Source organism: Arcicella sp. GW458-12-2-14-TSB2 (assembly GCF_059423785.1).
Genome location: NZ_JBWKYN010000222.1, coordinates 1 through 8,563 on the forward strand (window position 1 = coordinate 1; position 8,563 = coordinate 8,563).

Consider the following 8,563-nt stretch of genomic DNA (forward strand, 5'->3'; position numbering starts at 1 on the left):
GACTTAAGTCGCACCCTAATAGAAAGATTTTAATATGTACAAGTAGCAAAAAACACTTATTTGTCTTTCCCTAAAGCAATTTTAATATGTGCTAAATGGTGTTTACTATGCCAAACGCCTACATCCACGGCATCCATCAATGTTAAATACATTTTGCGGGTAGGATGATAATAACCTTTCTGAAAATCCTCTTCTGTCATTTGTTCTAAAAGGTATGTCCAACGCAAATGGATACCTTCTAATAGCGTCAAAGAATAGTCGATAGGAGCATTTTTAGCTTCTTCTAAATTAGCCCAAGCATCTATTTTACTTACCACTCCTTCAGAATTTATTTCAGTAAGCGCATGTTTAAAACGCACAAAATACAGCACATGAATATCTGCGACATGGTGTATCACTTGTCTGACAGTCCAACTTCCTTCGCGATATTGTTTTAGTAAATCCTCTTCGCTCAAACCTGCGGTAAGTTCTTTATATAGTGCTGGAATTGTCTTTAATTGGGCAATACTTTCTTGAATCTCTTCCCAAGTATGTTGTTCCTTCGGAGTCCATTTTCCAATTGGATATTGTAAAGCTTGTAAATCCATAAATATGTGTTTAGATAATGTTTGTAATTTATTAACAATAAAAAACAAAAAAGCTCTCCAAAGATAAAAAAATCATTAATCTTTGGAGAGCTGATAATAGTAATGCAATCGTGCAGTCGCTCGCTTCAAGCGAGTGATTACTATTATATGGCATCATGCCATACATATTTTTTTTTAGGCTTGAAGCCTTGTAATAGTCGTCACTCGCTTGAAGCGAGCGACTGCTATTAATTTTGTCTTTATTATAATACTACATTCACAATTCTTTTCGGTACTACGATTACTTTTTTAGGAGCTTTTCCATCTAACCATTTTTGAACTACTTCGTGTGCCAAAACTCCTGCTTCAATATCTGCTGGAATCGCATCAGTTGGGAAAGAGATGTTAGCCCTTACTTTTCCATTGATAGAAATCGGATAGTCGAAATTAGCTTCTACTAACAATGACGCATTGAATTTAGGGAAAGTAGCGTAAGAAATCGTTCCTGCTTCGTTACCCAACAATACCCAAAGCTCTTCGACAATATGTGGTGTGTATGGCGACATTAAAATGACTAATTCTTGCAAGATAGCTTTACTTGTACATTTCAATGACCCTAAATCATTCACACAAATCATCAACGTAGAAACCACGGTATTGAATGAATAGCGCTCTAAATCTTCTTCCACCTTCTTGATGCAAGTATGCAATACTTTCAATTCCGCAGGTGTTGGTGCTTCGTCTTTTACTTTATAGTTGCCTAAATCGTCATAGAACAAACGCCATACTTTTTTGATAAAACGGAATGAACCATCGATACCATTCGTATTCCATGGTTTAGCTTGTTCTAATGGCCCTAAGAACATTTCGTACAAACGTAAAGTGTCTGCCCCAACTTTGTCAACCAATACATCTGGGTTTACTACGTTGTATTTAGATTTCGACATTTTCTCCACTTCCACACCGCAGATATATTTGCCATCTTCCAAGATAAACTCCGCATTTTCAAAGTCAGCGCGCCATTTTTTGAAAGCTTGTATATCTAGCACCTCATTCGATACAATGTTTACATCTGTATGAATTGGCGTAGTTTCGTATTGGTCTTTCAACCCATAAGAAACAAAAACTGGGTTTTTGCCTTCTCCAACGGATGATTTTACACGATACACAAAATTAGAACGCCCCTGAATCATGCCTTGGTTAATCAATTTTTTGGCAAATTCTTCTTCGGGTACTAAACCTAAATCTTTCAAGAATTTATTCCAGAAACGACTATATAACAAGTGTCCAGTAGCGTGTTCAGAGCCACCCAAGTATAAATCTACTGCCTTCCAATAATTAATAGCTTCTTGTGAAGCAAATTCTTGGTCATTCTGAGCATCCATATAACGGTACCAATACCATGATGAACCCGCCCATCCTGGCATCGTTGATAATTCATATTCGTACTCGCCTTTATATTTCCAACCTTCGGCACGGCCTAGTGGAGGTTCGCCCGTTTCTGTTGGCAAGTATTTATCAATCACTGGCAATTCTAAAGGCAATTCGCTTTCTTCAATCAAATATGGCAAACCGTCTTTGAAGTAGGCAGGCACTGGCTCTCCCCAATATCTTTGGCGACTGAATACTGCATTACGTAAACGGTATTGAATTTTACCTTTTCCGATGCCTCTTTCTTCCAACCATTTTGTTAGAGTAGCCGTAGCTTCTTTATAGCCCATTCCGTTGATAATACCCGAATTGATATATTTACCTTCTTTGGTATTATCCGCTTGTTCTTCAATATTTTTCTGAGCATCCAAGATTGGTATAATTGGTAACTCGAAATGTGTAGCAAAGTTCCAGTCACGTTGGTCGCCCGAAGGTACGCCCATTACTGCCCCTGTTCCGTAGCCAGCCAACACATAGTCTGCTAAGAAAATAGGTACTCTTTCTTCCGTAAATGGATTGATTACATAACTTCCTGTAAAAGCTCCTGTAACTTTTTTCACTTCCGACATACGGTCTAACTCCGTTCTTGAAGCTACCCATTTTACATACTCATCAACAGTTTCTTTTTGTGCTGGAGTTGTCAAGAATGGAACGTACTCATGTTCTGGAGCAATTACCATAAACGATACGCCATAAATAGTATCAACGCGTGTAGTGAATACTTCAATAAATTCTGGAGCATTCTCTTGAACAGTCGAAGCATCAACTTTAAACTTTACACTTGCTCCTGTACTTCTACCAATCCAATTACGTTGTTGTTCTTTCAAAGCATCCGACCAATCTACTTCATTCAAGCCGTCGATTAATCTATCGGCATACGCAGTGATACGCATTGCCCATTGCTTCATTTTTTTCTGTTCAACAGGATAGCCTCCGCGTTCAGAAACACCGTCTTTGATTTCATCATTCGCCAAAACAGTTCCCAAGCCTGGGCACCAGTTTACTACTGATTCATCTGGATAAGTCAAACGATATTTTAATAAAATAGTCTGCTGTTCTTGTTCGCTCATGTTATTCCACTCTTCTGCTGTGAAATTTGATGTATCTTCATCACAAACAGCATTGATGCCTATGTTACCAGACACAGCGAAGCGTTCAACTAAACTAGCAATAGACAAAGCTTTGTTGGCATCTTTATTATAATAATGCTTGAACAATTGCATAAAAATCCATTGCGTCCATTTGTAATATTTAGCATCAGAAGTACGCACTTCACGCGACCAGTCATAACTAAAACCAATTTGCTTTAGCTGACGAATATAAGTAGCAATATTTTCTTCGGTAGTAATAGCTGGATGTTGACCTGTTTGGATAGCATACTGTTCAGCAGGCAAACCAAATGAATCAAAGCCCATCGGGTGCAATACGTTGAAACCTTTCAAACGTTTGTAACGAGCGATGATATCAGAAGCAATGTAACCCAGTGGATGACCAACGTGTAAACCAGCACCTGAAGGATACGGAAACATATCCAATACGTAATACTTGGGTTTATCATGGTTAACCTCTGTTTTATAGGTTTGGTTTTCTTCCCAAAACTGTCTCCATTTCTGTTCTGTTTCTTTGAAATTGTATTCCATTGCTTGTGGTTTTTGTTGTAGTCATTAACAATAAGTGTATGGCTACATTGACTATTTTTTTAGAATTGCAAAATTACAGGTTTTTAGCTGAAAAAGAGCCATGAAAACAAAACAACCTTGACTAAACATAGTCAAGGTTGTAACAAGGAATAAGATTTTGAATCATCTTAGCCTATTTTTCAATTAAAAAAGTGTCTTAAAGGGATTTCCTCAATACCATTTCCATCGGAACTTGTATTTGTTGGCGTTTTCCTCCTTGAATAATATTGGCGGCCATTTTGCCAATTTCGGTAGGTTTAGAGGATATTATTGTAATCCCCCCAGCTAATATTTCTTTATAACAGTTATCGTTTAATGAAATCAACCCAATTTCTTTCCCGAGTGTTAAGCCTTGTTGTTCTGCTGATTTAATGACTGCTACTAAATCAATGTCGTCCATTGTTAAATAAGCGTTTCCTGCCATTACTTCTTCATCTTGAAAGCCATCTAATACTTGGAAATCAAAATGATTGGTTTCACAGAAATCTCTAAATCCAGTAATCAACTCCGAATCAAAATACTCGTCTTCTGTCAAAACCAAATTCAAGGTTTTGTATTTCTTGAAATGTTTAATGTTTTGTTGCATTACCTGAGCAATCTCATCACCAGAGTTACTCAAAATGCTTGAATTTAATCCATGAAGAGAAGCCAACGATTGCTCTAAAAAGATAAGGCGTTCGCCAGAAATCTTCTTTAAGCATTTAATGTTTTCTTCACTTTCTTCAATCAAATGAGGCATGATTACATAATAATGATAATTGCCTAAATGACTATTGATGATTTCTCTGAAATTATCACTCTTATAATTGTAAGTGAAAATGTCAACAGTTACATCTTTGTTAGAAGCATTCACAAAAGCATTAAAAATGGCTTTGTTGTTCTCTGTAATTTTTCCGACTAAAAAGAAAACTTTCGTTTTAGTTTTAGCCGACTTTCCAGAGATAAAATAACCTTTTCTGAAAATAGAAGTAATCACACCTAAGCGGTGAAGTTCTGAATAAGCACGTTCAACAGTATCACGAGACAAGTAGCACTCTTCACTCGCTTCATTAATGGAAGGAAGGCGTTCACCCGTTTGTAAGTTTCCGCTTTCAATATCAATCAATAGTGTGTTTACCAATTGCTGATATTTTGGTGTTTTTGAATCTTGCTTGTTTTGAGAAAACTCTCTGAATGTCTTTATCATTTTATTTACTGGATAAAATTGGGTTGTTATATTGGTAATAGTAGGTAATACATAAATGCCAAAGTGATTGAAATCTTGATTCGATGCTTATAAATAATAGTGGTACGAATTTTTGTATATTTCAATCTAAACTTTTTATCTGAATTGCTTCATTCGTCAAAAACAAACGAATTAATCCAATAAGTCAAATAAATTATTGAAAAAGTGCATAAATTGTTTCGTAAAGGTAGGCTCAAATTGATTTAAATGGTTAGGACATTTCTTGCAAATGTTGGGATATATATTGCAAAATTGTTGAAATGGACATTTGGTGTCCTGTTATGACCTGATTTTTGTTGACGGTGCAAGGCAGGATATTTAGTTGTTTGGGAATAAGTTACTTGGTATCTATAAGTTCAAACGACATTCTCATTGACAGCACAATTAGCCAATTCGCATACAAGCCTTCAATCAAAAGAACTAAAAATACTCATGGTTTTTAGTAGGCTGAACGATTTTAAACATGAAATCTATGATGGATTTATGGACAAAATCGAAGGGAAAGCTACGGTTGATTTATACATCCACCAGTTCAGTACCCAGAATGCTTTTCACTTTGAGAAGGTAATAAAAGAGAAAATTAATCAGTATGATTACTTTGCTTTTATGATGCATACGAGTTATCTCAATGAAGATTTTCTAAAAACTATCAATAGTGTTCCGACCAATAAATTGATTATTCTGGAAAAAAGGAATGAATTTATCAGAGGGAAATATGCCTGTGTTTATCAAGATTTCGAGCAGGATATTTACGAAGCTTTGTTCAAAGCCAAAGAAGCAATTCTGAAATACAGTACCCTGAATTGTATTATTCAAGAACATTATGCCAATGCGTATTTTGTCATTGAAGGACTAAAAAAGTTTGCCAAAGAGAATAACCTACAATACAATATCTATTCGGATATTGAGGAAAATACTATCCGAAGCAAAGAAGCTTATTTAATTCTTTCGGAAAGATATTTAGCCGAAACACTGATGTGCTGTAAGAATAAGAAGATGGTAGTAGGCGAGGATATAGGTATTGTTTCATATAACGAAACACCTATCAAAGAAATATTATCAGGAGGAATCACGGTAGTATCTACAGATCATTTTCAATTAGGAAAAAATGCTGCCGACTTAATTTTAAGTGGTAGACGAGAACATATCAGAAACTCATTTCTATTTATTAGAAGAAACTCTCTGTGAGGGTTTAGCTGTGAGCTATGAGCCTTGAGCTTTTTGACTTAAAAACTCAAGGCTCATAGCTCAAGGCTTATGGCTGATAGCTATTAATTAACTCCTAATTCATTACCAATAGAAATAATCCATTGTTCGAATAAAGTCTTTTCAATATCGCAAGCCACTTTAGCGTGCATTTCCCATGCTGGCGAAAACTCTTTTAATTGATTAATCATCTCTGCTAAATGTCCTTCTTCTTCAACAATAATGGACTTCATATTTACTTTAGATGACACCTCTTCGAGTAATTCTTGATATACAGGATATAATTCGTCGGCTCTTACTTCAATGGCATAAGTTACCAACAAATAAGCTGCATATTTCAAATCATTACCTGATAGCTTTAAGGTTTGTTTTAAATACCTACATACCTGAATATCCAAGGTATGCAAATAAGTATAACTAGCAAAAGGAGCGATAAGATATGGTTTTTCATAAGTTGGGAAATCTGATATTTTTCCAACTTTTTGGATTTGCTTTTTCAAGTAAAAAGCATGGCGTGCTTCTTCTGCAGCGTGCTTCAAAACGATATAAGATACTTTGGATTTATCTTCAGAAGCAGATATTTTTCTTGCACCAGTGTTCTCCATTAATGAAAGAGTATTCAAGAATCGAGCGTGAAGCGAATCTGTCGCAATGATGTTTCGGAATATTTCTTGTAATTTCATACCCAAAATTAGTAAGTGATTTTCATTCAATTTTTTTTATCCCTAATTATTTACTCACAAAGTTAAAAATATGCAATTCCATTACGTGAATTACTCCCCTGATGAATTAGATGAGGTAAGAAAAATATTCATAGAATATGCTGAATACTTAAAGATAGACCTTTGTTTTCAGGATTTTGAGAAAGAATTACAAACGCTATCAAAAGTTTATGCAGCTCCTGCTGGATGTATTATCCTAGCTAAAATCAACGATGAGATTGTAGGATGTATTGCCTTGAAACCCATTGCCGAAGGCGTGTGTGAAATGAAGCGTTTGTATGTAAAACCAAGTGCCAGAGGGCATAAAGTAGGTAGGGAATTAGTAGAAGAGTTGATTACGTTTGCTAAAAATGCCAATTATCAAACCATGAAATTGGATACTTTAACCACCTTAACAGAAGCGATTGGGCTCTATCGCTCTTTTGGCTTTCAAGAAACGTCCGCTTATGTGTATAACCCTTTAGAGGAAGTGCTATATTTTGAATTAGCACTTTAAGCGTATATGGAACTCAATAATAATTAATTATTACATAAATAAGCAAGGTGATAATCTCGAACGTTTAGACTTATCTTTGCCCTGATTTTATTCCTGATGGAGATAACTTCAACGAGGACGGGTATTAGAATTTTAATTTAGATGGAAGTCTCGTTTATTTTATACTGACTACTCACTAACTCACAACTCGCTAATTCACAACTAACAACTATTCATGAAGAAATTATCAAAACTTAAACAAATCCTTGCTCTTTTAATCCTGTTATGCTGTTGTTCTTGGGGCTTTTTAGGCCACAAAACCATTCATCAAATTTCAGCGTATGCTTTGCCTAAAAAAATGGCAACGTTCTTTATGAAAAATGAAGACTACATGGTTTATAACTCTGTTCGTCCAGATGTTCGTAGAAATACAGATAAAACAGAAGCACCTAAACACTTTATAGATTTAGATGCCCCTATTTATGGTACTGACCCACTAAACACCATTCCTCATGATTGGGATTCAGCCGTAAAAAAATATACTGCCGATACCCTCAAAAAATATGGTACTTTACCATGGGTAGTTGTAGCAATGCAAGAAAAACTGACGGAGGCTTTCCGCAGTAAAATGAAAGACAGTATTTTGTTTTATGCCGCAGATTTAGGTCATTATGTTTCAGATGCCCATGTACCTTTGCATACAAGTTATAATTATGATGGACAATTGACTAATCAAAGAGGACTTCACTCGCTTTGGGAAACCGCTGTGCCAGAGATAAACATTGAAAGTTATAACCTTTATACAAAACATAAAGCTAAATATATTAAAGACCCATTAGCTGAGATTTGGACAAAAATTGCAGCAACGAGCTTATTATTAGATGGTGTTTTCAAAGAAGAAATAAATGCCAGCGTAGGCTTTCCAGACGAAAGAAAATTCAAGCGTTCTGAACGTTTCGGACAAATGAGAAAGAATTACACGGGCGAATTTGCCAAGGCTTACGGAGAACGTTTGGGTAATACCATCAACAATCAGATGTTATTATCAAGCGAAAGTGTAGCTGATTTTTGGTACACCGCTTGGGTAAATGCTGGCAAACCAGACCTTTCTGATTTAGAGACAGTCACGAAAGAAGACAAAGCAAAATTCAAAATAGCGAAGAAAGCTTGGAAAAATAACGAACTAATCAAACAAGGTTTGTTACAATCACGAAAAGCAAAACCAGAAGAGTTTTAATTTTCAACAAAAAGGCTCTTGG

The 8,563-nt window shown here is 35.7% G+C and carries 7 protein-coding genes; 3 read left to right on the forward strand and 4 right to left on the reverse strand.

The window, feature by feature from the left end:
* Window positions 1-56: 56 nt before the first annotated feature.
* From AC07XN_RS21860 to AC07XN_RS21870, 3 genes are all read right to left on the reverse strand, one after another.
* Window positions 57-587, reverse strand: a complete 531-nt coding sequence (locus tag AC07XN_RS21860) for a YfiT family bacillithiol transferase (protein WP_309911994.1) — start codon at window positions 585-587, stop codon at window positions 57-59.
* A 242-nt stretch (window positions 588-829) separates the two neighbouring features.
* On the reverse strand, window positions 830-3,637 hold the full coding sequence (leuS, locus tag AC07XN_RS21865) for a leucine--tRNA ligase (RefSeq protein WP_494744591.1): 2,808 nt from the start codon (window positions 3,635-3,637) through the stop codon (window positions 830-832).
* 196 nt (window positions 3,638-3,833) lie between these two features.
* Entirely contained in the window at window positions 3,834-4,862 is a 1,029-nt protein-coding gene (locus tag AC07XN_RS21870) for a GntR family transcriptional regulator (protein ID WP_309911992.1), read from the reverse strand.
* 411 nt (window positions 4,863-5,273) lie between these two features.
* On the opposite strand from AC07XN_RS21870, the gene AC07XN_RS21875 reads away from it, so the two are divergent.
* Window positions 5,274-6,089 carry a hypothetical protein gene (locus tag AC07XN_RS21875; protein ID WP_494744592.1) on the forward strand — a complete coding sequence of 272 codons (816 nt, stop codon included), beginning with the start codon at window positions 5,274-5,276 and terminating at the stop codon, window positions 6,087-6,089.
* An 83-nt stretch (window positions 6,090-6,172) separates the two neighbouring features.
* Here the strand turns inward: AC07XN_RS21875 and AC07XN_RS21880 are convergent, their stop codons facing one another.
* Complete coding sequence (locus tag AC07XN_RS21880) at window positions 6,173-6,790, reverse strand: hypothetical protein (protein ID WP_309911990.1); 618 nt, start codon at window positions 6,788-6,790, stop codon at window positions 6,173-6,175.
* 70 nt (window positions 6,791-6,860) lie between these two features.
* Here AC07XN_RS21880 and AC07XN_RS21885 point away from each other — a divergent pair, with 70 nt between their 5' ends.
* A complete protein-coding gene (locus AC07XN_RS21885; RefSeq protein WP_494744593.1) occupies window positions 6,861-7,325 on the forward strand; it encodes a GNAT family N-acetyltransferase in 465 nt (154 codons plus the stop codon).
* 214 nt (window positions 7,326-7,539) lie between these two features.
* Window positions 7,540-8,541 carry a zinc dependent phospholipase C family protein gene (locus AC07XN_RS21890; RefSeq protein ID WP_494744594.1) on the forward strand — a complete coding sequence of 334 codons (1,002 nt, stop codon included), beginning with the start codon at window positions 7,540-7,542 and terminating at the stop codon, window positions 8,539-8,541.
* Window positions 8,542-8,563 lie beyond the last annotated feature (22 nt).

What these genes read in the sequence shown, in the direction of transcription:
- AC07XN_RS21860 (WP_309911994.1), bottom strand. Translation starts at nt 587, where the DNA reads ATGGATTTACAAGCTTTACAATATCCAATTGGAAAATGGACTCCGAAG.
- leuS (WP_494744591.1), bottom strand. Translation starts at nt 3,637, where the DNA reads ATGGAATACAATTTCAAAGAAACAGAACAGAAATGGAGACAGTTTTGG.
- AC07XN_RS21870 (WP_309911992.1), bottom strand. Translation starts at nt 4,862, where the DNA reads ATGATAAAGACATTCAGAGAGTTTTCTCAAAACAAGCAAGATTCAAAA.
- AC07XN_RS21880 (WP_309911990.1), bottom strand. Translation starts at nt 6,790, where the DNA reads ATGAAATTACAAGAAATATTCCGAAACATCATTGCGACAGATTCGCTT.
- AC07XN_RS21885 (WP_494744593.1), top strand. Translation starts at nt 6,861, where the DNA reads ATGCAATTCCATTACGTGAATTACTCCCCTGATGAATTAGATGAGGTA.
- AC07XN_RS21890 (WP_494744594.1), top strand. Translation starts at nt 7,540, where the DNA reads ATGAAGAAATTATCAAAACTTAAACAAATCCTTGCTCTTTTAATCCTG.